Genomic DNA, 24874 nt, shown 5'->3' with positions numbered 1-24874 from the left:
GCTAGCCCGATCTTGATCTATGCCCGGCTCACCGCAGCCCAGCGCCGCCGGCTGAACTTCAACCGCACCCGCAAGCGCCGATGCTCATCCGCCCCCAATGCATCCTGGGGTATGCACTGGCTCTGCCCCACCCATTGCCCCGCTCGCTCAAAACGCAACACCACCAGCCGCGGCAACGCCACGCTGTCCCGGCACAACCGCACCGGTTGCCAGCCACGGGCACGGCAGAACACCTGCCAGCCGCGCACATCACGGCGCAGGCCGACAACGGCATGCTCATGGGTCAACAGGATTCGTCGGGGAATGGCCCAGCCAGCGTGGGTGATACAGGCGGCGACAACAGAAAAGCAAAGCCAATCAGGCAACGGGCTCGCCCACACGGCAAGCCACGCCAGCACCTGGCAACCCAGGTAGGCCGCTAGCAGCAGGCGCGAGCCTTGCCAGCGGCACTCGAAACACTCACTTGGGCTGGACACGGTCCAGGATGATGCGGACCATGCGTTGCAGCTCCGGGTCTTCGGACTCGGTGCGCTCCATGAACCAGCCGAACATGTCCTGGTCCTCGCAGCTCAACAGACGCACGTACAGTTCGCGGTCGGTCTCGTTGAGGGTGGAGTAGACTTCCTGGGTGAAAGGCACCAGCAGTACGTCCAGTTCCAGCATGCCGCGGCGGCTATGCCAGAAAAGCCGGTTGAGTTCAGTTTGTTCGACCATGGGGCCCTCCTCGAATGGCCCGCCAGTATACAGCCCGGCGAGCGCAGCGACACCGGGCGTTGGTCTAGTCACCTACCTATTTTGTTACCGGCGTTCTATGATGGCCGCCAGTCTTTAGCCACCGCGATGACCCATGGCCGATTCCGCTTTCTTCTGCCCCCTGTCCCACGAGGGCATCCTCGCCGTCCGCGGCTCCGATGCAGGCAAGTTCCTGCAAGGCCAGCTGACCTGCAACATCAACTACCTCAGCCAGGAACACGCCAGCCTGGGCGCCCGCTGCATGGTCAAGGGGCGCATGCAATCGAGCTTCCGCATCTTGCCCGAAGGCAACGGCTACCTGCTGGCCATGGCCAGCGAACTGCTTGAGGCGCAACTGGCCGACCTGAAGAAATACGCTGTATTTTCCAAGGCAACGCTGACCGATGAAAGCGCCGCCTGGGCACGCTTTGGTCTGCAAGGCGGTGACGCTGCGCTGCTGGCACTGGGGCTCGACGTGCCCGAAGGCGCCGGCAGTACCGTGCGCCATGAAGGCCTGATCGCCATTGCCGTGTCCGAGGGCCGTTTCGAGCTGTGGGTACCGGCGGAAAACGCCGACACGGTACGCCAGGCCCTCGCCGGCGCCCTGCCTGAAGGCAGCCTGAACGACTGGTTGCTTGGGCAGGTGCGTGCCGGTATCGGCCAGGTCATGGGGCCGACCCGTGAGCTGTTCATCCCGCAGATGATCAACCTGCAGGCCGTCGACGGCGTCAGCTTCAAGAAAGGTTGCTACACCGGCCAGGAAATCGTTGCCCGCATGCAGTACCTGGGCAAGCTCAAACGCCGCCAGTACCGCTTGGCACTGGACCAGCAGGCGATTCCGGCCCCAGGTGCCGAGATCTTCTCGCCCACCCATGGTTCGTCGGTCGGTGAAGTGGTCATTGCTGCCAGCAACGGCGCCGGCTGTGAACTGCTCGCGGTGCTCGGCGCCGACGCGGTGGCAGACGACAACCTGCACCTGGGCAGCCTCGAAGGCCCGCGCCTGCAGGTGCTGACCCTGCCCTACGAACTGGACCGCGACCGGGAAATCCAGCGCTGACCAGCCTGCCCCGCCACCGTGGCGGGGCCGCACCACCACTGCGGTAGACACGCCCATGAACAAGCTGGCCGAGATGGTTCAAGCACAGTTGCTCGATGCCATCGAAAAGGATGATCTGGTCTTGCCGACCCTGCCCGAGGTTGCCTTGAGCATCCGTGAGGCGGCGGAAGACAGCGAGATCAGCGTAGCGGCCCTGAGCAAGGTGATCGGTCGCGACGCGGCCCTTTCAGCGCGCCTGATCAAGGTGGTCAACAGCCCGCTGCTGCGCGCGGCGGTTGAGGTCACCGACCTGCATACCGCCATCACGCGACTGGGTATCAACTACAGCTGCAATTTGGCCATCGGCCTGGTGATCGAGCAGATTTTCCATGCCCGCTCACCGGCGGTTGAACAGAAGCTTCGCGATATATGGACCAACAGCCTGGAAGTGGCGGGCATCAGCTACGAAATCTGCCGTCGCTATACACAGCTCAAGCCTGAACAGGCCACTTTGGGCGGCTTGGTCAACCAGATCGGCGCGTTGCCGGTGCTGATCTATGCCGAAGAGCACAACGAGCTGTTGTCGGACCCGGTTTGCCTGCATTACGTGATCGAGCAGATCCAGCCGGTGCTGGGGGACAAGATCCTCAAGGCCTGGGAGTTTCCGGAGCAGTTGATCAACTTGCCGAGCCAGGTTCAGGACCTGGACCGGCAGACCGACAAGGTCGACTACATCGACATCGTGCAAATCGCCCGCTGCATCAGCCAGCGTGGCCGCCATCGGCCGTTGGCGGCACTGCCGGCGTACCGCCATCTTGGGCTGCCGTTCGGTACAGAGCTGGAAGTGGATGAACTGCTCGAGGCGCGAAGCATGTTGCGCTGACTTGCCTTAGCCTGTGCCGGCCCTTTCGCAGCACAAGGCTGCTCCTACAGGCATGTACATTACCTGTGGGAGCGGGTTTACCCGCGAAGAGGCAGGTACAGGCAACACATCAATCGGCTATGAAACTCACTCGCACCCGCAACCCGCCCTTCTCGCCATCATGCAGGCTCACCTGTGCCAGGTGCGCCCGGCAGATCTCGCCGACAATCGCCAGGCCAAGGCCGCTACCCTGCGCACTGCGCCGGTAGAACCGCTCGAACACCCGCTCGCGTTCAGCCTCGGGAATGCCCGGGCCGTCATCCTCCACCTCCAGCACAGCCGGCGCCACTACCCGCAAGATCACATTGCCCCCCGCTGGCGTATGCGCCAGGGCGTTGTCCACCAGGTTGCTCAACAGTTCGTTGAGCAGCGTCGGTTCACCCTTGAGCCATACGGGGGCCTCGGCCTCCAGGGCCAGCGCCACCCCGCGCTTGTGCGCCAAAGGCGCCATGGCCATGCCCAGCTCACGGGCCAGCTGACTCAGGTCCAGGCGCTGCGCACCGCCTTCGGCAATCGCCCGTGCACCGTTTTCAACCCGCGCCAGCGACAACAACTGGTTGGCCAGATGGGTCAGCTTGTCGGTGCCCTGGGCCGCAGATTCCAAGGTCTGCCGCCACTCCTGCGGCTCGGAAGAGCGCAACCCCAGCTCGACCCGAGCCTTCAAGGCCGCCAGTGGCGTACGCAGTTCATGGGCGGCATCGGCAATGAACTGTGCCTGGCGCTCGAACTGGCCGCGCAAACGCTCGGTAAAGTGGTTCAAGGCCCGCACCAGCGGGCTGAGCTCACGCTGCACCTGCACCACCGGCAGCGCCCGCAGATCATCCGGTTGGCGCTCCTCTACCGCCGTGCGCAGACGCTCCAGCGGCCGCAACGCCGCGCTCACGGCAAACCACACCATTACCAGCGCTCCCAGCGCCAGCATGCCAAGGCGCAGCAGGGTGTCGGCCATCAACCCACGGGCCATGCGCACCCGCGCCTCCTCGGTCTCGGCCACACGGATTTCTGCCATGCCGTTCATGTTCGGCTCGCTCACTGCCTTCAGCAGGCTGACCACGCGCACGTCCTGGCCCAGGTAGGTGGCGTTGTAGAACCGCGCCAGTGCCGGGTAGTCATCAGTACGTGGCGTGCCGGGTGGCGGCGGTGGCAGGTTCTCGTAACCGGAAATCAGCCGCTGCTTGATGTCCAGCACCTGGTAGTAGATACGCCCGGCACTGTCGTAGGCGAAGGTGTCCAGCGCCACGTAGGGCACATCCGCGCTCAGCGAGCCGTCACGCTGCGAAAGACCGGCGGCGATGGTTCGCGCCGAGGCCAGCAGGGTGCGGTCGTAGGCCGTGTCGGCGGCTTCGCGGCCATTCCAGTAGGCACTCAGGCCACTGGCCAGCATCAGCACCACCAGCAGCAAGGCCAGGTTGCCCAGCAGTCGCCCGCGCAGGCTGCCGTTGTCACGCATCGCGGTGCTCTAGCAGGTAGCCCAGGCCGCGGAAGGTGACGATGGCCACCGGGTGGCCATCGAGCTTCTTGCGCAGGCGGTGGATGTAGATTTCGATGGCGTCGGGGCTGGCTTCTTCGTCCAGGCCGAATACCTGGGCAGCCAGTTGCTCCTTGCTCATCACCCGGCCCGGGCGGGCGATCAGCGCTTCCAGCACGCTTTGCTCGCGCGAGGTCAGGGTCAGGTTGTCGTCGCCCAGGGCGAAGCGCCGGGTATCCAGGTCGTAGACCAGCGGCCCGCAACGTTGCTGGCGCTCTCCACCTAGCACACTGCGGCGCAGCAAGGCTTTGACCCGTGCTTCCAGCTCGGTCAGCTCGAACGGTTTGGCCAGGTAGTCGTCCGCACCCAGGTTCAGGCCATGGACACGGTCCTTGACGTCACTGCGGGCAGTCAGCATCAGCACCGGCACGGTCTTGCCACGGCCGCGCAGGCGCGCCAGTACCTCGAAGCCGTCCATGCGTGGCAAGCCGACATCCAGCACGACCACGGCGTATTCCTCGCTGGCCAGGGCCAGGTCGGCGGCCACGCCGTCATGCAGCACATCCACGGTCAGGCCGTGGCTTTTCAAGGCCTGGGCCACGCTTTCGGCCAGTTGCAGATGGTCTTCGACCAGCAGCACACGCATCGGTTTCTCCCTGCTCGGGTGGGGCGGTGGCGCGGAGTGTACCGCTGTCGCCAGGCCTGTGAAGCCCCTTCTGACAAACCTTTCTCGTTGAAAGGTTAGCGAAAGGTTCGTTGCCTAGCATCGCACCACGGTCGCTCCTCGCGCCGAAAAAAGCACCAGCAAGGTGCAACGAATAAGAACAATAAACGGAGTCATCGACGATGCTGTCATCGCAGCCGCAGGCGTTCGCGCCTACCCGTTCCTTTGCCGCACGCCCCTCTGCCATCGCCAGCGCCCTCGCGCTTGCCGGTGTCGCCCCGATGAGCCAGGCCGCCTTCTTCGAAGACAGCACGGCCACCTTCGAAACCCGCAACATGTACTTCAACCGCGACTTCCGCGATGGCACCAGCGCGCAGCAATCCAAGCGCGACGAGTGGGCCCAGGGCTTCATCCTCAATTTCGAGTCCGGCTACACCGATGGCACCGTAGGCTTCGGTCTGGACGCATTGGGTATGCTCGGCGTCAAGCTCGACTCCAGCCCCGACCGCACCGATACCGGCCTGCTGCCGACCCATGATGACGGCAAGGCCGCCGACGAATACTCCAAGCTGGGCCTCACCGGCAAGGTTAAGATTTCCCAGACCGAACTCAAGCTCGGCACACTGATCCCTGAGCTGCCGACGCTGCAGCCCAACGATGGGCGCATCCTGCCGCAAACCTTCGAGGGCGGCCTGCTCACTTCGAAAGAGATAAAGGGCCTGACCTTCACGGGCGGGCGCCTGGACAAGGCCAAGGACCGCAACGACACCAATTGGAAAGACCTGGCGCTGAACAACAAGAACGGCCGCTTTGGTGGCACGTTCAGCGCCGACAACCTGGCCCTGGCCGGCCTGGACTACCAGTTCACCGACCGCATCACCGGCAGCTACCACTTCGCCCAGCTCGACGACATCTACCGCCAGCACTTCATCGGCATGGTCGCCACCCAACCCTGGGGGCCGGGCACCTTGGGCGCCGACCTGCGCCTGGCAGTGAGTGACGATGCTGGCGCTGCCAAAGCCGGCAACATCGACAACACCACCGTCAACGGCATGCTCAGCTACGCCCTGGGCGGGCACAAGGTCAGCGCCGCCTGGCAGCAGCTGTCCGGCGACAGCGCCTTCCCGTATGTCGATGGCGCCGACCCGTACCTGGTCAACTTCGTCCAGATCAACGACTTCGCCGGTGCCGACGAGCGTTCCTGGCAGGCGCGTTACGACTACAACTTTGCCGCGCTCGGCGTACCCGGCCTGACCTTCATGACCCGCTACATCAGCGGTGACAACGTCAGCCGTGCCGCCGGTGGCGAAGGCAAAGAGTGGGAACGCAACACCGAACTGAAGTACGTGGTACAAAGCGGCCCGTTGAAGAACGTCGCCGTGCGCCTGCGCAATGCCACCTTCCGCTCCAACTTCGCCCGCGACGCGGACGAAGTGAGGCTGCTGGTGAGCTACAGCGTAGCGCTGTGGTAACCCCATAGCGGTAATCCAAAAACAACAACGCTCACGGAGATAGACGATGACCTTTTCACTGCGCCGCCTCGTCCTCGCTACCGGCTGCCTGCTGCTGGCCGGCAACGCCCTTGCCGCCGAACCGAAACGCCCTGAATGCATCGCCCCCGCCTCGCCCGGCGGTGGCTTCGACCTGACCTGCAAGCTGGTGCAAAGCGCCCTGGTGCAGGAAAAGATCCTCAGCAAGCCGATGCGCGTCACCTACATGCCCGGCGGTGTCGGCGCGGTGGCCTACAACGCCGTGGTCGCTCAACGCCCGGCCGATGCCGACACCCTGGTGGCCTGGTCCAGTGGCTCCCTGCTGAACCTGGCTCAAGGCAAGTTCGGCCGCTTCGACGAGAACGCCGTGAAATGGCTGGCAGCTGTCGGCACCAGCTACGGCGCCATCGCGGTGAAAAGCGACTCGCCCTACAAGACCCTCGACGACCTGGTCGCGGCCTTGAAGAAAGACCCCAGCAAGGTGGTGATCGGCTCTGGCGGCACCGTCGGCAGCCAGGACTGGATGCAAACCGCATTGATCGCCAAGGCCGCCGGCATCAACCCGCGTGACCTGCGCTATGTTGCCCTGGAAGGCGGTGGCGAAATTGCCACGGCGCTGCTGGGCGGCCATATCCAGGTCGGCTCTACCGACATCTCCGACTCCATGCCGCACATCCAGAGCGGCAACATGCGCATCCTGGCGGTGTTCTCGGAAAACCGCCTGGACGAGCCCGAGATGAAAGACATCCCTACCGCCAAGGAGCAGGGCTACGACATCGTCTGGCCGGTAGTGCGCGGCTTCTACCTGGGGCCAAAGGTGAGCGACGAGGACTACGCATGGTGGAAGGCATCGTTCGACAAGATGCTGGCCTCGCAAGACTTCGCCGAGCTGCGTGACCAGCGCGAGCTGTTCCCGTTCGCCATGACCGGCGAAGAGCTGGACGGCTATGTGAAGAAGCAAGTGGCCGACTACAAGGCACTGGCCAAGGAATTTGGCCTGATCCAGTAAGCCTGTCGGACTCACCATCACCCCTGTAGGAGCGGCCTTGAGCCGCGATGGGCCGCACAGCGGCCCCTGGCACAGCCGATACGATGCTGCGGACAGATCGCATCGGCAGGTTTAGCGGCCGCTTCGCGCCCGATCGCGACGCAAGGCCGCTCCCACAGGATTTGCATCTCACTTGAGCAATCCCGACGAGGATTCCCCAATGATCCTGCAACGCATCTTCGCCCTGGTCCTGCTGGCGGTGTGCGCCGCCCTGGCCGTGATGGCCTGGCCCTACCAGGCGGCGTTTTCCTATGAACCGGTGGGCCCGCGTGCCTATCCGCTGCTGATGCTCGGCCTGATGGGCCTGGGCCTGTTGTACCTGGTGTTCCGCCCCACGCCCATCGTGCGCAAGGACGACGAACCGGAACTGGACCGCGAAACCCTGACCAAGATCACCGCCTGCGTCGGCCTGCTGATCGTCTTCGCGGCCACCTTCGAAGCCTTGGGCTTCATCCTCAGCGCCATCCTTGTCGGCCTGCCCATGGCCCGCCTGTATGGCGGCCGCTGGCTGCACAGCGCCCTCGTGGTCGTCGGCATGAGCCTGCTGCTCTACTGGCTGTTCGACCGCGTGATGGACGTGCCCCTGCCCCTTGGCCTGCTGAGCGTACTGGAGAACTGACACATGGATACCTTGAGCTACCTGGGCCAGGGCTTCGGCGTTGCCCTGACCCCTTACAACCTGGTCACTGCCCTCTCCGGTACCCTGATCGGCACGGTGGTCGGCCTGCTGCCGGGCCTGGGCCCGATCAACGGCGTGGCCCTGCTTATCCCCATCGCCTTCGCCCTGGGCCTGCCGCCAGAGTCTGCGCTGATCCTGCTGGCCGCGGTGTACCTGGGCTGCGAATACGGCGGGCGTATCAGCTCGATTCTGCTGAACATCCCGGGCGAAGCCTCGACTGTGATGACCACCCTGGACGGCTACCCGATGGCTCGCCAAGGCCTGGCGGGCGTCGCACTGTCGCTGTCGGCCTGGAGTTCGTTCATCGGCGCCCTCATCGCCACCTGCGGCATGGTGCTGTTCGCCCCGCTGCTGGCGAAATGGGCCATCGCTTTCGGCCCGGCGGAATACTTCGTACTGATGGTGTTTGCCATCGTCGCCCTGGGTGGCATGGCAGGTGACAAACCGCTAAAAACCTTCATTGCCGCACTGATCGGCCTGTTCCTTTCGGCGGTCGGCATCGATGCCAACAGCGGCGTCTACCGCTTCACCGGTGACAGCGTACACCTGGCCGACGGCATCCAGTTCGTGGTGCTGGTGCTAGGCCTGTTCTCCATCAGTGAAATCCTGCTGCTGCTGGAAAAGACCCACCATGGTCACCAGGCGGTAAAAGCTACCGGCCGCATGCTGTTCAACTTCAAGGAAGCGGCTTCGGTATTCGTGGTCAACATCCGTTGCGGCCTGCTTGGTTTCATCATGGGCGTTCTGCCCGGCGCCGGCGCGACGCTGGCCAGTGCCGTGGCCTACATGACCGAGAAACGCCTGGCCGGGGAAAGCGGCAAGTTCGGCAAAGGCGATGCCCGTGGCCTGGCAGCGCCGGAAACTGCCATTGGTGCGTCCTGCTGTGGCGCCTTGGTCCCGATGCTGACCCTGGGCGTACCGGGCTCTGGCACCACGGCCGTGATGATCGGCGCCCTGACCCTGTACAACATCACCCCTGGCCCACTGCTGTTCGAACAGCAGCCGGACATCGTCTGGGGCCTGATCGCTTCGCTGTTCGTCGCCAACATCATGCTGGTGATCCTCAACATCCCGATGATCCGCATCTTCACGCGCATCCTCGCCGTGCCAAACTGGGCGCTGGTGCCAGTGATCGCCATCATCACGGCCATTGGCGTATACGCCGTGCATGCCACCACCTTCGACCTGTTCCTGATGGTCGGCATCGGCATCATGGGTTACATCCTGCGCAAGCTGGACTTCCCACTGTCGCCGATCCTGCTCGGTTTCATCCTGGGCGGGCTGATGGAGCAGAACCTGCGCCGTGCACTCTCGATCTCCAACGGTGAACTGGGCATCCTCTGGTCGAGCCCGATCAGCATGGGCGTCTGGGCGTTGGTGGCGCTGATGCTCGCCCTGCCGCTGCTGCGCATCTGGCGTAAACGCAGCCTGCAGCGTCGGGCCCTGGCCGATGCCTGATCGACCGTTGCCTTTGTTTGTCGCAACCGGGCTGGTCGGCCTTGCTGGCGGTTACCTCGCCAGCAAGGTCGGCTGGCCTTTGCCGTGGATGGTGGGTTCGCTGCTGGCCATCATCCTGGTGCGCTGCCTGACGCCCTGGCAGTTGTCGGAAATTCCCAACGGCCGAAAATGCGGGCAGTGCATCATCGGCATCGGCATTGGCCTGCACTTTACGCCGGCAGTGATCGAGCAAGTGGGTAGCCATTTTGCGCTGATCTTCTTCGGCGCCCTGTTCACCACCCTGTCCAGCGTGATCGGCGTGTGGCTGCTGCGGCGCACCGGTGAAGACCGCGCCACGGCATTCTTCGCCAGCATGCCTGGCGGCTCGGGGGAGATGGTCAACCTGGGTGCCCGGAACGGTGCAGTGCTCAGCCAGGTGGCGGCAGCGCAGAGCCTGCGGGTGCTGGCAGTGGTGCTGTGCGTGCCCGCGCTGTTCAAGTTTCTGCTGGGTGACGGGGTGCCGCTCAATCATGCCGGCAGTGTCAGCTGGGGCTGGCTGGCCCTGATCAGCCCGCTCGGCGTTGCCGTTGCGCTGCTCTGGCAACGGTTGCGCCAGCCTAACCCCTGGCTGTTCGGGCCATTGCTGGTGGCGGCCACGGTCAGCCTGGCCGGCAACCTGCAGATCGCCCTGCCCAATGGCGCCAGCCAGATCGGCCAGTGGCTGATCGGCAGTGGCCTGGCATGCCACTTCAACCGCGCCTTCTTCCGCCGGGCCCCGTCGTTCCTGGGGCGCACGCTTCTGGCCACGGCGCTGTGCATGGCCATTGCCGGCAGTGCCGCGTGGGTGTTGAGCGTGATGACAGCGCTGGACCTGCGTTCGCTGACGTTGGGGATGATGCCGGGGGGCATTGCCGAAATGAGCCTTACAGCAGAGACCCTGCAACTGTCCGTGCCTTTGGTGACGGCGCTGCAGGTGATGCGCTTGCTGTTCGTGCTGTTTCTGGCGGAGCCGTTATTCCGGCTGTGGAACGCAAACCAGGAATAATCGCGTCGCCTGCTTCGCGGGCTTGCCCGCTCCCACAGGTACTGCACCACCCACAAGGCAGGTGCCATCCCTGTGGGAGCGGGCAAGCCCGCGAAGAAGGCGACGCGGTGTTTCAGGTGATTAGAGCGGTGGCACCGCCCAGTTGATCGGCGGCAGCCCACGTTGTTCGAGGAAGCTGTTGGTCCGGCTGAAATGCCCACACCCCAGGAACCCGCGGTAAGCCGACAACGGCGACGGATGCACCGACTTCAGCACCAGATGCTTGGTCCCGTCGATCAGCTTCTGCTTGCTTTGCGCATGTGCCCCCCACAACAGGAACACCACGTTCGGGCACTGCTCGCTGACCACCTGGATCACCCGATCGGTAAAGAACTCCCAACCCTTCTTGGCATGCGACGCCGCATTGGCCCGCTCCACGGTCATGGTGGTGTTGAGCAGCAGCACGCCCTGCTCGGCCCAGCTTTGCAGGTAGCCGTGGCTGGCGATCGGGATGTTCAGGTCGCGCTGCATTTCCTTGTAGATATTGACCAGCGACGGCGGCGTGGCCACGCCCGGCTGTACCGAAAAGCACAGGCCGTGCGCCTGGCCTGGCCCGTGGTAGGGGTCCTGCCCGAGTATCACCACCTTCACCTGGTCCAGCGGCGTCGAGTTCAGCGCATTGAAGATCAGCGGCCCTGGCGGGTAGATTTCCTTGCCGGCGGCACGCTCGCTGCGCAGGAACTCGCGCAGTTGATGCATGTAGGGCTGGTCGAATTCAGCACGCAATGCGGCTTTCCAGCTGGGTTCGAGTTTGATGCGATCGTCGTCAGTCATGGGGCCATCCGTAATCAATGGCGCGACACTAGGTAAGCCCTTCCCGCTTGTCAAACGATCCGACCGACGACCGGCATGTTCGGTCAGGCAGGCCATACTTGTGCGATGACTGAGCGAGGTAGTCCATGGCCATTCATTGTGAGGTACTCACCGGCGCCGACGGCGCCCGCATCGGCATCGCCACCCTGGATGCGCCCAAGGCGCTCAATGCCCTGAGCCTGCCGATGATCGAGGTGCTGGGCGAGCAATTGCACGTCTGGGCCCGCGACCCGGGGGTTGTCTGCGTGCTGCTGCGCGGCAACGGCACCAAAGCCTTCTGCGCCGGAGGCGATGTGCGGGCGCTGGTGCAGGCCTGCCGTGACCACCCCGGAAGCGTACCGCCCCTGGCCGCCTCTTTCTTTGCCGCAGAGTACCGCCTGGACTACGCCCTGCACACCTACCCCAAACCGCTGCTGTGCTGGGGCCACGGGCATGTGCTGGGGGGTGGCATGGGGCTGCTGCAGGGCGCCAGTGTACGCATCGTCACACCCAGCAGCCGTTTGGCCATGCCGGAAATCAGTATCGGGCTGTACCCCGACGTGGGTGCCAGCTGGTTCCTCGCCCGGCTGCCGGGCAAACTGGGGTTGTTCCTGGGGCTGACGGGCGCGCCAATCAACGCACGCGACGCCCTTGACCTGGGCCTGGCCGACCGTTTTTTTGGCGAGCATCAGCAAGAGGCGCTGGTCGAAGAACTGCTGCAACTGAACTGGCAGGAGCAGACCGCCCTGCAACTGAACAGCCTGCTCAAGGCCGAACAGCACCGCGCCTGCGCCGAGTTGCCCGAAGCCCAGTGGTTGCCGCGGCGGCAGGTGATCGATGCATTGCTCGACGTGGCCGATGCGGCGGCGGCCTGGCGTGCACTGGAGGGGCTCAAGCACCATGACGACCCACTGCTTGCAGAAGCAGGCCAGCGGCTGCACGAAGGCTGCCCGCTGACCGCCCATCTGGTATGGGAGCAGATTCGCCGGGCGCGTCACCTCTCATTGGCGCAGGTGTTCCAGATGGAATACTGCATGAGCCTGAATTGCTGCCGCCACCCGGAGTTCAGCGAAGGCGTGCGAGCCCGCTTGCTGGACAAGGACAACCACCCCCGCTGGCACTGGCCGGATGTAGCTCAGGTACCGGCGGCGGTGGTCGAGGCGCATTTTTCCAAGGCATGGGAGGGGCGGCATCCATTGGCGGACCTGAGTTGACTTCAACAACAACCTGGGCTGGGTTCAATCACCTACCGCTGCCAGTTACCCCCGCGCCCTTGACCACGTCGGCCGTCCCAGCGTCCGCCGTCATTGCGCTGCCCATTGGCGTTCCAGTTGCCATGCTGGTAGCGCTGGCTGCCGTCACGATAATCATGCCGGTCCCGATCCTGCCTGTAGTCCTGGCGCTGGCGGTTACCGTAGTCATTGCGCGGGTTGCCGTGCCACTGCTGCATCCCCGGCTGCGGATACGGCCGGTATTGCGGCGCAGGCGCCGAACGATGGTAATAGCGCGGTGCCGGCTGGTAGTAATAGCGCGGTTGCGGCGTCACGTAGTAGCGGTCATAGCGGTAATACCCTGGCGACACGTAGCGGTCGGTGGAGTAGTAATCCGAACGGTAATAGCCCCCGCTCTCGTAGTACGGGGCGCAGGCGGAAGTCATCAGCCCTAGCAGGGCGATCAACAGGATTCGATAAGACATGGCGGCCTCCTGGACCGCTGGAGTGCCCGAACAGCGGCGCTGGCGAGCGTCGATGCGTAATGCGTTCATCGACACTGAATAAGACAGTGAAGCCGAGGTGCAGTGCCATTTTTGCAATAATTTGATACAGGTGCGATAACCCTGAAAAACTTGCAGTCATTTGCCGGTCATCTCACTAGAATAGGCGCCCAGGCACACATCACGGGAAGATCATGCCGCTACGTTCCGCTCTGTTCTCGCAGCGCTCGCTGATCCTTACCCTGCTGGTGCTACTGGCGTGCGGCTTCCTCGCCACTTCGCTACTCAGCTACTTCTCCTCACGCAGCGCCATCCGCGACGGCATCATCAATACGGAACTGCCGCTGACCTCCGACACGGTCTACTCGGAAATCCAGAAGGACCTGATTCGCCCGGTGCTGATCGCCTCGATGATGGCCCAGGACACCTTCCTGCGGGACTGGGTGCTGTCCGGCGAGCAGGATACCGAGCGCATGACCCGCTACCTTGGCGAAGTCATGGGCAAGCAGGACACCTTCACGTCGTTTTTCGTGTCTGACCGCACCCTCACCTACTACCAGGCCAAAGGCGTGCTCAAGAAGGTAGAGCCAGGCACCTGGCGCGATGCCTGGTATTTCCGCCTGCGCGACCTCAAGGCGCCCTATGAGATCAACGTCGATCTGGACATGGCCAACCAGGACAGCCTGACCGTGTTCATCAACTACCAGGTACATGACTACCAGCACCGCTTCATCGGAGCCGCCGGTGTCGGGCTGAGCGTATCGTCGGTGGTCCAGCTGATCGACCAGTACCAACGCCGCTACCAGCGCTCTGTGCTGTTCACCGACGCCAAGGGCAAGGTGCTGATGACCGGCTCGGAAGGTGGCCCGCATGGTCTGCGGGTCGGCCAGCCGCTCAGCGACAACCCTGAACTGAACGACGTACTGGCCGAGCAGTTGGTGCCCGGTGAAGGCAGCCACGAGTACCGCGACAGCGACAACCACAGCCACTTCCTCAACGTGCGCCACCTGCCCGAACTGGACTGGTACCTGTTGGTGGAAAAGCGCGAAACCGGCGCCCTCGACCGCATCCGCCACTCCCTGTACCTGAACCTGGCCATCTGCGCGATGATCACCCTGGTGGTGCTGGCGCTGGTGCATGCCATGGTCCGCCGTCACCAGGCCAGCACCGAAGCCCTGGCCACCCTCGACAGCCTCACCGGCCTGCCCAACCGGCGTAGCTTCGACCTGCTCGCCGCCCAGGCTTTGCACGAAGCCCAGCGCGACAGTGGGCCGCTGGTGGCGTTGCTGATCGACCTGGACCACTTCAAGGCACTGAACGACACCCACGGCCACCTGGCAGGCGACGAAGTGCTGCGCCAATTTGCCAATGTACTGCAAGGCAGCCTGCGCCAGTCGGATATACTGTGCCGCTGGGGCGGTGAGGAATTCATCGTGCTGCTGCGTGAAGCCGAAGGCCGGCAGGCCATCGAGGTGGCGGAAAAGATCCGCCGCCGCACCGAACAGTTGACCTTCAGCTACGAAGAACAGCCGCTGCGCCTCACCACCAGCATCGGCCTGAGCAGCCTGCAGCCAGGGGATACCCTACACGCCCTGCTGACCCGCGCCGACCGTGCGCTCTATCGTGCCAAGCAGGCCGGCCGCAACCGCGTCTGCAGTGAAACCCGCCATGAATGATAGCCAACACTGCCCCGCTTGCGGTGCCCTCAACCAATGCAGCCTGGCCGACCCGCGCCGCGCTACCCAAGCCTGCTGGTGCTACAGCGTGGCCATCGACCCCGCCGTGCTACAGGCCCTGCCCGCCGCGTTGCGGAACAAAGCCTGCCTGTGCCCGCGTTGCGCTGCCGTTGAAGAGCAACTCCGATCAACCACTCCCCACTGACCTGTTCCAATGCGCCTCGACCGTTTCCTCGCCAACCTCCCCAGCCACAACCGCCAGCAAGTTCGCCTGATGCTGGCGCAACGCCGTGTGCGGGTGGAGGGCGTGGTGGTCAGCGACCCGCTGACCGAGGTACGTGAATTCAGCCGTGTCGAGTTGGACGACCAGTTGCTCCAGGCGGGCCGCCCCGCGCGTTACCTGATGCTGCACAAGCCACAGGGTTGCGTCAGCGCCACCCAGGACCCGCAGCACCCCACCGTGCTCGACCTGCTGCCAACAGCGCTCCGCGATGACCTGCACATTGCCGGGCGCCTGGATTTCAACACCACCGGGCTGATGATCCTGACCAACGATGGCCAGTGGTCACGGCGCCTGACCCAGCCTGCCACCAAGCTCCCCAAGCATTATCTGGTGGAAACCGAAGACGACATTGCCGAGCACTATGTGGCCAAGTTCCGTGAGGGTTTCTACTTCGCCTTCGAAGACCTCACCACCCAACCTGCCCAGCTGGACATCCTCGGGCCGCGACGCGCTCGATTGGCGATCGTCGAAGGGCGCTATCACCAGGTCAAACGCATGTTCGGGTTCTTCGACAACAAGGTGGTGGGGCTGCATCGGGAGAGCATGGGGGCGATCCGGCTGGACCCTGGGTTGGCACCTGGGGCGTTTCGTGAACTCACAGCGGAAGAAATAGCCACTGTCTAGGCCGCCTGCCCGGCCGCTTCGCGGGCATGCCCGCTCCCACCCATACCCGAAATGCCCCGGGCTTGTGTTTTTCCTGTGGGAGCGGGCGCGCCCGCGAGAAGGCCGGGGCAGACACTACAGGGTCGTCATACGACCGCTCAGCGACAAAAGTCACATTTCTCCCCGAACGGCACTTGCGCGATCCACGACCCACTGCTTGAATCCAAATCGTCAGTCTGCATGTGACTACCAAGTCACGCCCGCAGTCGAAGACACCTTTTGCCGGCTACCCAAGGCCTCGATGCCTTGGGGCACGGCAAATTGCCCCGCCAAAAACAATACCGTCGACGCAAGTGCCAAGGATCGACACAGGGCCCCCGGTTTTCTCTTCAGGCAAATGCCTACCTGTCATAAAGAACGTGCACCCTAGGTGACGCGAATACCCTTTTTGCGCCAGGAGTCGATGACATGAGGCCAGAAATCGCTGTACTTGATATCCAAGGTCAGTATCGGGTTTACACGGAGTTCTATCGCGCGGATGCGGCCGAGAATACGATCATCCTGATCAATGGCTCGCTCGCCACCACCGCCTCGTTCGCCCAGACGGTACGTAACCTGCACCCGCAGTTCAACGTAGTACTGTTCGACCAGCCGTATGCTGGCAAGTCCAAGCCGCACAACCGTCAGGAACGCCTGATCAGCAAGGAGACCGAGGCGCATATCCTCCTTGAGCTGATCGAGCACTTCCAGGCAGACCACGTGATGTCATTCTCGTGGGGTGGCGCAAGTACGCTGCTGGCGCTGGCGCACCAGCCACGTAACGTGAAGAAGGCAGTGGTGAGTTCGTTCTCGCCGGTGATCAACGAGCCGATGCGCGACTATCTGGACCGTGGCTGCCAGTACCTGGCCGCCTGCGACCGGTATCAGGTCGGCAACCTGGTCAACGACACCATCGGCAAGCACTTGCCGTCACTGTTCAAGCGCTTCAACTACCGGCACGTCAGCAGCCTGGACAGCCATGAGTACGCGCAGATGCACTTCCACATCAACCAGGTGCTGCAGCACGACCTGGAGCGAGCGCTGGATGGTGCGCGAAATATCGACATCCCGGTACTGTTCGTCAACGGTGACCGCGACGAGTACACCACGGCCGAAGATGCCCGGCAGTTTGGCAAGCATGTGGGCAGAAGCCACTTCAGCGTGATCCGCGACGCGGGCCATTTCCTCGACATGGAAAACAAGACCGCCTGTGAAAACACCCGCAGCGTCTTGCTTGGCTTCCTCAAGCCGACCGTGCGTGAACCTCGTCACCGCTACCAGCACGTTCAACAGGGGCAGCATGCATTGGCTATCTGAGCGCCTCGGCACTCTGTAACTGATACCCGCAGGCTATGGGGTGCCGACAAGCTTTTTTATAACTTGGGCTTCTAATTCGTGAAGGGTTCTGGTAAAAAGTGCTGCGCAGACGCGGGTATAGTTTAGTGGCAAAACGAAAGCTTCCCAAGCTTTAGTTGAGGGTTCGATTCCCTCTACCCGCTCCACATCGCATTCCAGCATGACGTTCCAGCAACGTCATCGCAGTCAAAAGGAGCCTTGGCTCCTTTTTTCGTTTCTGCCCCCCACGTTGACCTGGCCCATGGCCATTTGCCTGCCGATCCGCTTCAATGCGCAGCGGGTGCATACGCCTGCAAGCGAAACGGCTTGTGGCGGATATGCTCACTGGAATCTTGAAACATTTCGAAAGGATGACGCATGTTTCTATCCCGCTGGCTACCAGGCCTTGCCAACCTCCTGCACTATCGGCGCGAGTGGCTGCATGCCGACCTGCAGGCCGGGCTCTCGGTCGCGGCGATCCAGATCCCCATTGCCATCGCCTACGCGCAAATCGTCGGCCTGCCGCCACAATACGGCCTGTATGCCTGCGTCCTGCCGATGATGGTCTACGCCCTGATCGGCAGCTCGCGCCAACTGATGGTCGGCCCCGACGCTGCCACCTGCGCGATGATCGCCGGCGCCGTGGCACCGCTGGCCATGGGCGATCCGCAGCGCATTGTCGAACTGTCGGTGATCGTCACCGTGCTGGTTGGCATAATGCTGATTGCCGCCGGCCTGGCCCGTGCCGGCTTCATCGCCAGCTTCTTTTCGCGGCCGATCCTGATCGGCTACCTCAACGGCATCGGCCTTAGCCTGATCGCCGGGCAGCTGTCCAAGGTGGTGGGCTTCAAGATCGAAGGCGACGGTTTCATCCTCAGCCTGATCAACCTCTTCCAGCGCCTGGGCGAGATTCACTGGGTCACGTTGCTCATCGGCCTGGCCGCCCTGGGCTTGCTGGTCTGGCTGCCGCGGCGCTACCCGCGCCTGCCTGCAGCCCTCACGGTAGTGGCGCTGTTCATGCTGCTGGCCGGGCTGTTCGGCCTTGACCGCTTCGGCGTTGCCGTCCTCGGCCCGGTACCTGCCGGCATCCCGCAGCTGGCGTGGCCGCACAGCAACCTGGAGGAAATGAAAAGCCTGCTGCGCGACGCCCTGGGTATTGCCACCGTCAGCTTCTGCAGTGCCATGCTGACTGCGCGCAGCTTCGCCGCCCGGCATGGCTATGCGATCAACGCCAACCACGAGTTTGTCGCCCTGGGCGTCAGCAACCTGGCCGCCGGGGTTTCCCAGGGCTTTGCCATCAGTGGCGCCGACTCGCGTACGGCGGTCAATGACATGGTCGGTGGCAAAAGCCAGCTGGTGGGCATCATCGCGGCCCTGGTCATCGCCCTGATCCTGCTGTTCTTCACCGCGCCGATGGCGTGGATCCCGCAGGCTGCACTGGGCGCCGTGCTGTTGATGGCCGGTTGGGGGCTGATCGACATCAAGTCGCTGGGTAGCATCCGGCGTCTCAGCCGCTTCGAGTTCTGGCTGTGCCTGCTGACCACGGCGGGGGTGCTGGGCCTGGGCGTGCTGCCCGGTATCGTGTTTGCCGTCACCCTGGCGATTTTGCGCCTGCTGTACAGCATCTACCAGCCCACCGATGCCGTGCTGGGCTGGCTGCCGGGCACCGAAGGCCAGGTCGACATCCGCAAATTCAAGGACGCGCGCACCGTGCCAGGGCTGGTGGTGTACCGCTTCGACGACGCGATCCTGTTCTTCAACGCCGACTACTTCAAGATGCGCCTGCTCGAGGCGGTACAGAGCCAGCACCAGCCCAAGGCCGTGCTGTTCGATGCCGAAGCAGTCACCAACATCGACGTCAGCGGCATCGCTGCCCTGCGTGAAGTACGCGACACCCTGGCAGCGCAAGGCATCTTCTTTGCCATCGCACGCGCCCGGGGTACGTTCCTGCGCATGCTGGTGCGCTCGGGGATGGCGCGGGAAATGGAAGACAAGCTGCTGTTCGGATCGGTACGGGCCGGGATTCGCGCGTACCGGGTTTGGCGTAACCGGAGCCGCACTGTGCCGGTTGCCGAGCAGGGCTAAAGAGGTGTTCTATTGCCACTGGCCCTATCGCCGGCAAGCCAGCTCCCACAGGTACGATGCAGGGATCACCGGCTATGCCGTACCTGTGGGAACTGGCTTGCCGGCGATAGGGCCGGTCCAGGTAACACAAGGCTGTTGGCAGGACACCAACCCTCGCTCACGCTGCATGACATGCTAAAGTCGCCCCCGTTCTCCGCTCCATCCAACGGACCCCAGCATGCCCGCACTTGACGCCACCCTCACCCCCTGGCCAGAACTCGCTGCCCGCCACCCCTGCGACGCCCTGCTGCTGGGCAACGGTGCCAGCCGCGCAGTGTGGAAGCCGTTCGGCTACTTCTCGCTCTTCGAGGAAGCGCAACGCGCCGGCCGCAAGAAAGGCCTGGCGGTCAGCGACCAGGCGCTGTTCAAATCCTTGGGCACAGAGCTGTTCGAGCCTGTGCTCAGCGCCCTCAACACCACCGTGCGCGCCAACGCCGCGCTGGCCATCAACTCCACCGCGCCGCTGAACCGCTACTACTCGATCAAGGAAGCGTTGATCCACGCCGTGCGCACAGTGCACCTGCCGTGGTCACTGATGCCAGCCACCACGCTGGCAGCCTTCAACCAGGCCTTGCGCGGCTACCGCAGCGTCTACACCAGCAACTACGACCTGCTGCTGCCATGGGCTGTGCAACACGCCCCGCACGGCTTCGCCAAGTTGTTCGACGAGCAAGGCTTCTTCGATGTGCGCCGCACCCGCAGCGAAGGCACCCGCGTGCTGCACCTGCATGGCGGCCTGCACCTGCTCAAGCTGCCCGACGGCACCACCCGCCAACGCAGCGCCGACCACGCAGAGCTGCTCGATGGCTTTGCGGTGAACATCCCGGGAGAGGTGCCGCTGTTCGTCAACGAAGACCGCAGCGACGAAAAACTGCGCGCCATTCGCAACTCGGACTACCTGGGCTGGTGCCTGGGGCAGTTGGCACGGGAGAATCAAGGGTTATGCCTGTTCGGGCAGCATCTGGACAGCAGTGACCAGCACCTGCTCGAAGCTATCCGACAGGCGCGGCCACAGCATCTGTCGATTGCCATAAGGCCATTGAGCGAGGCTTCGGTGATCAACCAGAAGCAACACTATATTGATCGGTTCGGGGATCTGGCGGGGACGAAGGTGCATTTCTTTGATGCCAGTACGCATCCGTTGGGGCTGGCAGATTTGGCGATCGAGCTACCAGCCGCTCGACGCTAGCACGCTCCCAGCAGGAGCGCGCGCAGGCTTGCTGGGGGTTGCCGTCAGAGCAACCCATCCGCCCGCAGCAACGTCTCCAGGCAATGCTCCTGCACCCCATAAAACGCCTTGAGCTGGCCAATCTTCTCCAGCAACGCCCCGTTGTCCCCCGCCTTCTGCCGCTTCACCGCAAGAATCATCTTGTTCTTGTTGGTGTGCTCCAGCGAGATGAACTCGAATACCTTGGTTTCGTAACCGCACGCTTCAAGGTAAAGCGCCCGCAGGCTGTCGGTCAGCATTTCGGCCTGCTGGCCCAGGTGCAGGCCGTACTGCAGCATGGGTTGCAGCAACCCCGGACTGTGCAGTTGCGGGCGAATCTGTTTGTGGCAGCACGGCGAGCACATGATGATCGCGGCGTTGCAGCGGATGCCGGTATGGATGGCGTAGTCGGTGGCAATGTCACAGGCATGCAGGGCGATCATCACCTCGATGGCCTCTGGCACCACGCTGCGCACGTCACCGCACTGAAACTCCAGGCCCGGGTGCTCCAGGCGTGCGGCAGCGGTGTTGCACAGGTCGACCATGTCCTGGCGCAACTCTACGCCAGTGACCTGTGCATCGCGGCCCAGGCTGTTGCGCAGGTAATCATGCATGGCGAAGGTCAGGTAGCCCTTGCCCGAACCAAAGTCGGCCACCCGCAGTGCCTGCCCGGCCGGCACCGGGGCGCTGGCCAAGGCGTGGTCAAAGACCTCGATGAACTTGTTGATCTGCTTCCACTTGCGCGACATCGACGGAATCAACGCGCCTTGTGCATCGGTTACGCCCAGGTCGCGCAAAAACGGGCGCGACAACTCCAGGTAACGCTTCTTCTCGCGGTCATGGCCGCTGCTGGCAGTCACCTCACGCGGTGCCTGTGCGCCGTGACGCTGCAGCATCGGCTTGCCCTTCTTGCTGAAGGTCAGCTGCACTTCGCCGTCAGCATCGAACAGGTGGGCGTTGCGGAAGCTGTCTGGCAGCAGCTCGGCGACCAGGGCCTGGGCCTGGTCCAGCGGCAGGTTGCGGGTGATGTCGCGGGTCTGGTGGCGGTAGACCAGCGAAAGGCACGGCTGGCCCTTGACCTGCAACGGCTTGGCAATGATCCGTTGCAAGGTCTGATCGGCACCGACATGGCGCGCCAGCACCAGTTTGACCAAGGTATCGCCGTGCAGGGCGGCGTTCAGCAGGTCGAGAAACTGAGCGCGCGCATCCGGCGCGGAGGGGGCGGAAGTACTGGCGGACATGGAGAAACGGTGCCTCGAATAGCGGGAAGCGCATTCTACACCCTGTGGGAGCGGGTTTACCCGCGAATGCGTCGGTGGCCTCCAGGCAACATTCGCGGGTGAACCCGCCCCCACCGGGAACGCGTCAAGCCAGGCGGATCCGGATCAATCGAGAATCACCAAACGGTTGGGCAGCTCGTTACGGGCATGGGTTGGCGGCACGTGCTGGCTAAGCAGCTCGCCACACGCCTCGATGCACTCGACAAAACCTTGCAAGGTCCGGCCCTGGCGCACCTGTTCGGCAAAGCGCGCTCCGATGGCCGCGCGGGCTTCGGCGTCCAGGCAGTGCTCGATACCGCGGTCGACCAGGATCTCCACATGCCGCTCCGCCTCGCTGACAAAAATCAGCACACCCGTGGCGCCTGCGGTGCGCTGCAGGTTCTGCTCGCGAAACTGCTGTTGGGCCAGCCGTGAAGCACGCCAGCGACGCAGGGCACGGGGGATCAGCCAGCCGGCCAGGCGCGGGTTGCGCAGCAGCAGGCACAAGCCGACGAACAGCAACACGTTGGCCACCAGCAAGCCACGCACGCTGGGCCAAGCCAGCAGCCAATGCAACAGGCCTGGCACCGCCAGCGCCAGCACGGCGGCCCACAACAGCGGCCAATAGGCGTAATCGTCGGCGCGGCGAGCCAGCACCGTCACCAGTTCGGCATCGGTGCGCCGTTCGGCACGCGCAATGGCTTCGGCAATCTGCCGTTGATGGTACTCGTCGAAGGGGGTCATGCCGTCGGTCTCTTGAGCGTTCTTATAGTTGTTGTCCCGGCACTCGGGGCTTCATCCGCAGACGACATATTCAGGCATAATCCGCTGCTGGAAAGTAAGCCTGCGAATCGTACAACAATAGCCGCCTGAAAACTTCGGCCGCGCGCGTATCACCCTGGATACGGCAGAGGCCCCACAACGGAATTGATGATGAAACTGTCTTTGCTGGGCCTGGCCATGGGCCTTGCCAGTCAGGCGGCCCTTGCCGCCCCCTATGCCCCGCCCCTGCAGGACAAGCAGGCGTTCATCGAGCACCTGATCAGCCAGATGACCGAAGCCGAGAAAATCGGCCAACTGCGCCTGATCAGCATCGGTCCGGAAATGCCCCACGAAAAGATCCGCGAAGAAATTGCCGCAGGCCGCATCGGGGGTACCTTCAACTCGCGCACCGCACCCGAAAACCGCCCGATGCAGGACGCGGCCATGCGCAGCCGCCTGAAGATCCCGATGTTCTTCGCCTACGACACCATTCACGGCGAACGCACCATCTTCCCCATCGGCCTGGGCATGGCCGCCACCTGGGACATGGACGCCGTCGCCAAGGTGGGCCGCACGGCAGCCATCGAAGCCTCGGCCGACGCCCTGGACATGACCTTCGCACCCATGGTCGATATCGCCCGCGACCCACGCTGGGGCCGTACCAGCGAAGGCTTCGGCGAGGACACCTACCTGACCTCCAAGATCGGCCAGGTGATGGTGCGCTCGTTCCAGGGCAGCAGCCCGGCAAACCCCGACAGCATCATGGCCATCGTCAAGCACTTCGCCCTGTATGGTGCAGTGGAAGGCGGGCGCGACTACAACACGGTCGATATGAGCCTGCCGAAAATGTACAACGACTACCTGCCGCCCTACCGCGCCGCGCTCGACGCCGGTGCTGGCGGGGTAATGGTGGCGTTGAACTCGATCAACGGCGTGCCGGCCACCTCCAACACCTGGCTGATGAACGACCTGCTGCGCAAGGAGTGGGGCTTCAAAGGCGTGACCATCAGCGACCACGGCGCCATCCAGGAACTGATCCGCCACGGGGTCGCCCGCGACGGCCGTGAAGCCGCCAAGCTGGCGATCAAGGCCGGCATCGACATGAGCATGAACGACACCCTGTACGGCGAAGAGCTGCCAGGCCTGCTGAAGTCAGGCGAAGTGACCCAGCGCGAACTGGACCAGGCGGTACGCGAAGTGCTTGGCGCCAAGTACGACATGGGCCTTTTCAAGGACCCGTACGTGCGCATCGGCAAAGCCGAAACCGACCTGAAGGACTATTACGGCAACGACCGCCTGCACCGCGAAGCTGCGCGTGACGTGGCACGCCGCAGCCTGGTGCTGCTGGAAAACCGCAACCAGACCCTGCCGCTGAAAAAGACCGGCACCATCGCCCTGGTCGGCCCACTGGCGGATGCCCCCATCGACATGATGGGCAGCTGGGCCGCCGACGGTAAACCGGTGCACTCGGTAACCGTGCGCGAAGGCCTGCGCCGCGCCGTGGAAGGCAAGGCCAAGCTGGTCTACGCCAAAGGCTCCAACGTCACGGGCGACAAGGCGATCCTCGATTACCTGAATTTCCTAAACTTCGATGCCCCGGAAATCGTCGACGACCCGCGCCCGCCTGCGGTGCTGATCGATGAAGCGGTCAAGGCGGCCAGGCAATCCGATGTGGTGTTGGCAGTGGTCGGCGAGTCCCGCGGCATGTCCCACGAGTCGTCGAGCCGTACCACCCTGGAGATCCCGGCCAGCCAGCGCGAGTTGATCAAGGCCCTGAAGGCCACTGGCAAACCGCTGGTGCTGGTGCTGATGAACGGCCGGCCGCTGTCGATCAGCTGGGAGCGCGAGCAGGCCGACGCCATCCTCGAAACCTGGTTCGCCGGCACCGAAGGTGGTAATGCCATCGCCGACGTGCTGTTTGGTGACTACAACCCGTCCGGCAAGCTGGCCATCACCTTCCCGCGCTCGGTCGGGCAGATCCCGATGTACTACAACCACACCCGCATCGGTCGGCCGTTCACCCCTGGCAAACCAGGCAACTACACCTCGCAGTATTTTGAAGAGCCCAACGGCCCGCTGTACCCGTTCGGCTATGGCCTGAGCTACAGCAGCTTCGAGCTGTCGGGCCTGAAGCTGTCGAACAAGGACCTCAAGCGCGGCGACACACTGGAGGCCAAGGTGACGGTGGCGAACACCGGCAAGGTAGCCGGCGAGACCGTGGTGCAGCTGTACCTGCAGGACGTGTCGGCGTCGATGAGCCGCCCGGTCAAGGAACTCAAGAACTTCCAGAAGCTGATGCTCAAGCCGGGCGAGTCACGCACCTTGACCTTCCGCATCAGCGAGGAAGACCTGAAGTTCTACAATGGCCAGCTGCAGCGGGTTGCCGAGCCAGGGGAATTCAATGTCCAGGTCGGGCTGGATTCCCAGACGGTGCAGCAGCAGAGCTTCGAACTGCTGTAACCGAAAGGTCGCCTGTACCGGCCTTTTCGCGGGCTTGCCCGCTCCCACAGGTACTGCACA

Annotated in this window: 23 protein-coding genes and 1 tRNA gene; 16 read left to right on the top strand and 8 right to left on the bottom strand. The window is 63.6% G+C overall.

The genetic code is table 11. From position 1 onward, the window contains the following. Window positions 1-17 precede the first annotated feature (17 nt). A complete protein-coding gene (locus PP4_RS04960; protein ID WP_016498169.1) occupies window positions 18-476 on the bottom strand; it encodes a protein YgfX in 459 nt (152 codons plus the stop codon). Continuing rightward, window positions 460-714, bottom strand: coding sequence for an FAD assembly factor SdhE (locus PP4_RS04955; RefSeq protein WP_016498168.1), 255 nt, complete (start codon window positions 712-714; stop codon window positions 460-462). The genes PP4_RS04960 and PP4_RS04955 overlap by 17 nt, the downstream gene beginning before the upstream one ends. A 133-nt stretch (window positions 715-847) precedes the next feature. On the opposite strand from PP4_RS04955, the gene ygfZ reads away from it, so the two are divergent. Next, window positions 848-1789, top strand: a complete 942-nt coding sequence (gene ygfZ / locus PP4_RS04950) for a CAF17-like 4Fe-4S cluster assembly/insertion protein YgfZ (protein WP_016498167.1) — start codon at window positions 848-850, stop codon at window positions 1787-1789. 55 nt (window positions 1790-1844) lie between these two features. Beyond that, on the top strand, window positions 1845-2651 hold the full coding sequence (locus PP4_RS04945; RefSeq protein ID WP_016498166.1) for an HDOD domain-containing protein: 807 nt from the start codon (window positions 1845-1847) through the stop codon (window positions 2649-2651). A gap of 109 nt (window positions 2652-2760) precedes the next feature. On the opposite strand, the gene PP4_RS04940 is transcribed toward PP4_RS04945, so the two are convergent. After that, on the bottom strand, window positions 2761-4140 hold the full coding sequence (locus PP4_RS04940) for a sensor histidine kinase (RefSeq protein ID WP_016488836.1): 1380 nt from the start codon (window positions 4138-4140) through the stop codon (window positions 2761-2763). Further along, entirely contained in the window at window positions 4133-4804 is a 672-nt protein-coding gene (locus tag PP4_RS04935) for a response regulator (RefSeq protein WP_016498165.1), read from the bottom strand. Before PP4_RS04935 ends, PP4_RS04940 begins: the two co-directional genes overlap by 8 nt. Window positions 4805-5004: 200 nt before the next feature. On the opposite strand from PP4_RS04935, the gene PP4_RS04930 reads away from it, so the two are divergent. The 5 genes from PP4_RS04930 (at window position 5005) to PP4_RS04910 (ending at window position 10521) form a co-directional block, all read left to right on the top strand. After that, window positions 5005-6294, top strand: coding sequence for an OprD family porin (locus PP4_RS04930; protein ID WP_016498164.1), 1290 nt, complete (start codon window positions 5005-5007; stop codon window positions 6292-6294). Window positions 6295-6340: 46 nt separating this feature from the next. Continuing rightward, window positions 6341-7321 carry a Bug family tripartite tricarboxylate transporter substrate binding protein gene (locus PP4_RS04925; protein WP_016498163.1) on the top strand — a complete coding sequence of 327 codons (981 nt, stop codon included), beginning with the start codon at window positions 6341-6343 and terminating at the stop codon, window positions 7319-7321. A 199-nt stretch (window positions 7322-7520) separates the two neighbouring features. Next, window positions 7521-7979: a tripartite tricarboxylate transporter TctB family protein gene (locus PP4_RS04920; protein ID WP_016498162.1), complete on the top strand. Its 459-nt coding sequence runs from the start codon at window positions 7521-7523 to the stop codon at window positions 7977-7979. A 3-nt stretch (window positions 7980-7982) separates the two neighbouring features. Further along, window positions 7983-9497, top strand: coding sequence for a tripartite tricarboxylate transporter permease (locus PP4_RS04915; protein WP_016498161.1), 1515 nt, complete (start codon window positions 7983-7985; stop codon window positions 9495-9497). Further along, window positions 9490-10521, top strand: coding sequence for an AbrB family transcriptional regulator (locus tag PP4_RS04910; RefSeq protein WP_041167583.1), 1032 nt, complete (start codon window positions 9490-9492; stop codon window positions 10519-10521). Before PP4_RS04915 ends, PP4_RS04910 begins: the two co-directional genes overlap by 8 nt. A gap of 120 nt (window positions 10522-10641) precedes the next feature. Here the strand turns inward: PP4_RS04910 and ung are convergent, their stop codons facing one another. After that, a complete protein-coding gene (gene ung / locus PP4_RS04905; protein WP_016498159.1) occupies window positions 10642-11334 on the bottom strand; it encodes a uracil-DNA glycosylase in 693 nt (230 codons plus the stop codon). A 125-nt stretch (window positions 11335-11459) separates the two neighbouring features. Here ung and PP4_RS04900 point away from each other — a divergent pair, with 125 nt between their 5' ends. Further along, a complete protein-coding gene (locus PP4_RS04900; RefSeq protein WP_016498158.1) occupies window positions 11460-12566 on the top strand; it encodes an enoyl-CoA hydratase/isomerase family protein in 1107 nt (368 codons plus the stop codon). A 32-nt stretch (window positions 12567-12598) separates the two neighbouring features. Here PP4_RS04900 and PP4_RS04895 read toward each other — a convergent pair whose 3' ends face one another. Beyond that, a complete protein-coding gene (locus tag PP4_RS04895) occupies window positions 12599-13048 on the bottom strand; it encodes a hypothetical protein (protein WP_016498157.1) in 450 nt (149 codons plus the stop codon). A 212-nt stretch (window positions 13049-13260) separates the two neighbouring features. On the opposite strand from PP4_RS04895, the gene PP4_RS04890 reads away from it, so the two are divergent. From PP4_RS04890 to PP4_RS04865, 7 genes are all read left to right on the top strand, one after another. Beyond that, complete coding sequence (locus PP4_RS04890) at window positions 13261-14742, top strand: sensor domain-containing diguanylate cyclase (RefSeq protein WP_016498156.1); 1482 nt, start codon at window positions 13261-13263, stop codon at window positions 14740-14742. Continuing rightward, window positions 14735-14947 carry a cysteine-rich CWC family protein gene (locus PP4_RS27760; RefSeq protein WP_080642758.1) on the top strand — a complete coding sequence of 71 codons (213 nt, stop codon included), beginning with the start codon at window positions 14735-14737 and terminating at the stop codon, window positions 14945-14947. The genes PP4_RS04890 and PP4_RS27760 overlap by 8 nt, the downstream gene beginning before the upstream one ends. A 9-nt stretch (window positions 14948-14956) precedes the next feature. Beyond that, on the top strand, window positions 14957-15649 hold the full coding sequence (locus PP4_RS04885; protein ID WP_016498155.1) for a 16S rRNA pseudouridine(516) synthase: 693 nt from the start codon (window positions 14957-14959) through the stop codon (window positions 15647-15649). A gap of 447 nt (window positions 15650-16096) precedes the next feature. After that, entirely contained in the window at window positions 16097-16984 is an 888-nt protein-coding gene (gene phaG / locus PP4_RS04880) for a (R)-3-hydroxydecanoyl-ACP:CoA transacylase (RefSeq protein WP_016498154.1), read from the top strand. Between the two features lie 111 nt (window positions 16985-17095). Next, window positions 17096-17169: transfer RNA gene (locus tag PP4_RS04875), tRNA-Gly, on the top strand. Between the two features lie 211 nt (window positions 17170-17380). Then, the gene (locus PP4_RS04870) at window positions 17381-19087 is read left to right on the top strand and encodes a SulP family inorganic anion transporter (protein ID WP_016498153.1); all 1707 of its coding nucleotides are present in this window, start codon (window positions 17381-17383) and stop codon (window positions 19085-19087) included. A gap of 217 nt (window positions 19088-19304) precedes the next feature. After that, window positions 19305-20315, top strand: coding sequence for a DUF4917 family protein (locus tag PP4_RS04865; RefSeq protein ID WP_016498152.1), 1011 nt, complete (start codon window positions 19305-19307; stop codon window positions 20313-20315). 44 nt (window positions 20316-20359) lie between these two features. On the opposite strand, the gene PP4_RS04860 is transcribed toward PP4_RS04865, so the two are convergent. Next, entirely contained in the window at window positions 20360-21574 is a 1215-nt protein-coding gene (locus PP4_RS04860) for a class I SAM-dependent methyltransferase (protein ID WP_016498151.1), read from the bottom strand. 144 nt (window positions 21575-21718) lie between these two features. Next, the gene (locus PP4_RS04855; RefSeq protein WP_016498150.1) at window positions 21719-22336 is read right to left on the bottom strand and encodes a TPM domain-containing protein; all 618 of its coding nucleotides are present in this window, start codon (window positions 22334-22336) and stop codon (window positions 21719-21721) included. Window positions 22337-22522: 186 nt separating this feature from the next. Here PP4_RS04855 and bglX point away from each other — a divergent pair, with 186 nt between their 5' ends. After that, entirely contained in the window at window positions 22523-24814 is a 2292-nt protein-coding gene (gene bglX, locus PP4_RS04850) for a beta-glucosidase BglX (RefSeq protein ID WP_041167580.1), read from the top strand. Window positions 24815-24874: the final 60 nt, after the last annotated feature.

The sequence above is a fragment of the Pseudomonas putida NBRC 14164 genome (assembly GCF_000412675.1).
In the GTDB taxonomy this organism is placed as follows: Bacteria; Pseudomonadota; Gammaproteobacteria; order Pseudomonadales; family Pseudomonadaceae; genus Aquipseudomonas; species Aquipseudomonas putida.
The sequence above is the reverse complement of the archived record's forward strand: the minus strand, read 5'-3'. Positions and strand labels throughout refer to the sequence as shown.

Excerpts from the sequence above, each read along its gene's own strand:
- PP4_RS04940 (WP_016488836.1), bottom strand. The coding sequence starts at position 4,140 with ATGCGTGACAACGGCAGCCTGCGCGGGCGACTGCTGGGCAACCTGGCC.
- PP4_RS04945 (WP_016498166.1), top strand. The coding sequence starts at position 1,845 with ATGAACAAGCTGGCCGAGATGGTTCAAGCACAGTTGCTCGATGCCATC.
- PP4_RS27760 (WP_080642758.1), top strand. The coding sequence starts at position 14,735 with ATGAATGATAGCCAACACTGCCCCGCTTGCGGTGCCCTCAACCAATGC.
- bglX (WP_041167580.1), top strand. The coding sequence starts at position 22,523 with ATGATGAAACTGTCTTTGCTGGGCCTGGCCATGGGCCTTGCCAGTCAG.
- PP4_RS04855 (WP_016498150.1), bottom strand. The coding sequence starts at position 22,336 with ATGACCCCCTTCGACGAGTACCATCAACGGCAGATTGCCGAAGCCATT.
- PP4_RS04895 (WP_016498157.1), bottom strand. The coding sequence starts at position 13,048 with ATGTCTTATCGAATCCTGTTGATCGCCCTGCTAGGGCTGATGACTTCC.
- PP4_RS04900 (WP_016498158.1), top strand. The coding sequence starts at position 11,460 with ATGGCCATTCATTGTGAGGTACTCACCGGCGCCGACGGCGCCCGCATC.
- PP4_RS04860 (WP_016498151.1), bottom strand. The coding sequence starts at position 21,574 with ATGTCCGCCAGTACTTCCGCCCCCTCCGCGCCGGATGCGCGCGCTCAG.
- ygfZ (WP_016498167.1), top strand. The coding sequence starts at position 848 with ATGGCCGATTCCGCTTTCTTCTGCCCCCTGTCCCACGAGGGCATCCTC.
- ung (WP_016498159.1), bottom strand. The coding sequence starts at position 11,334 with ATGACTGACGACGATCGCATCAAACTCGAACCCAGCTGGAAAGCCGCA.
- PP4_RS04870 (WP_016498153.1), top strand. The coding sequence starts at position 17,381 with ATGTTTCTATCCCGCTGGCTACCAGGCCTTGCCAACCTCCTGCACTAT.
- PP4_RS04955 (WP_016498168.1), bottom strand. The coding sequence starts at position 714 with ATGGTCGAACAAACTGAACTCAACCGGCTTTTCTGGCATAGCCGCCGC.
- PP4_RS04935 (WP_016498165.1), bottom strand. The coding sequence starts at position 4,804 with ATGCGTGTGCTGCTGGTCGAAGACCATCTGCAACTGGCCGAAAGCGTG.
- PP4_RS04920 (WP_016498162.1), top strand. The coding sequence starts at position 7,521 with ATGATCCTGCAACGCATCTTCGCCCTGGTCCTGCTGGCGGTGTGCGCC.
- PP4_RS04885 (WP_016498155.1), top strand. The coding sequence starts at position 14,957 with ATGCGCCTCGACCGTTTCCTCGCCAACCTCCCCAGCCACAACCGCCAG.
- PP4_RS04890 (WP_016498156.1), top strand. The coding sequence starts at position 13,261 with ATGCCGCTACGTTCCGCTCTGTTCTCGCAGCGCTCGCTGATCCTTACC.
- PP4_RS04925 (WP_016498163.1), top strand. The coding sequence starts at position 6,341 with ATGACCTTTTCACTGCGCCGCCTCGTCCTCGCTACCGGCTGCCTGCTG.
- PP4_RS04930 (WP_016498164.1), top strand. The coding sequence starts at position 5,005 with ATGCTGTCATCGCAGCCGCAGGCGTTCGCGCCTACCCGTTCCTTTGCC.
- PP4_RS04915 (WP_016498161.1), top strand. The coding sequence starts at position 7,983 with ATGGATACCTTGAGCTACCTGGGCCAGGGCTTCGGCGTTGCCCTGACC.
- phaG (WP_016498154.1), top strand. The coding sequence starts at position 16,097 with ATGAGGCCAGAAATCGCTGTACTTGATATCCAAGGTCAGTATCGGGTT.
- PP4_RS04910 (WP_041167583.1), top strand. The coding sequence starts at position 9,490 with ATGCCTGATCGACCGTTGCCTTTGTTTGTCGCAACCGGGCTGGTCGGC.
- PP4_RS04865 (WP_016498152.1), top strand. The coding sequence starts at position 19,305 with ATGCCCGCACTTGACGCCACCCTCACCCCCTGGCCAGAACTCGCTGCC.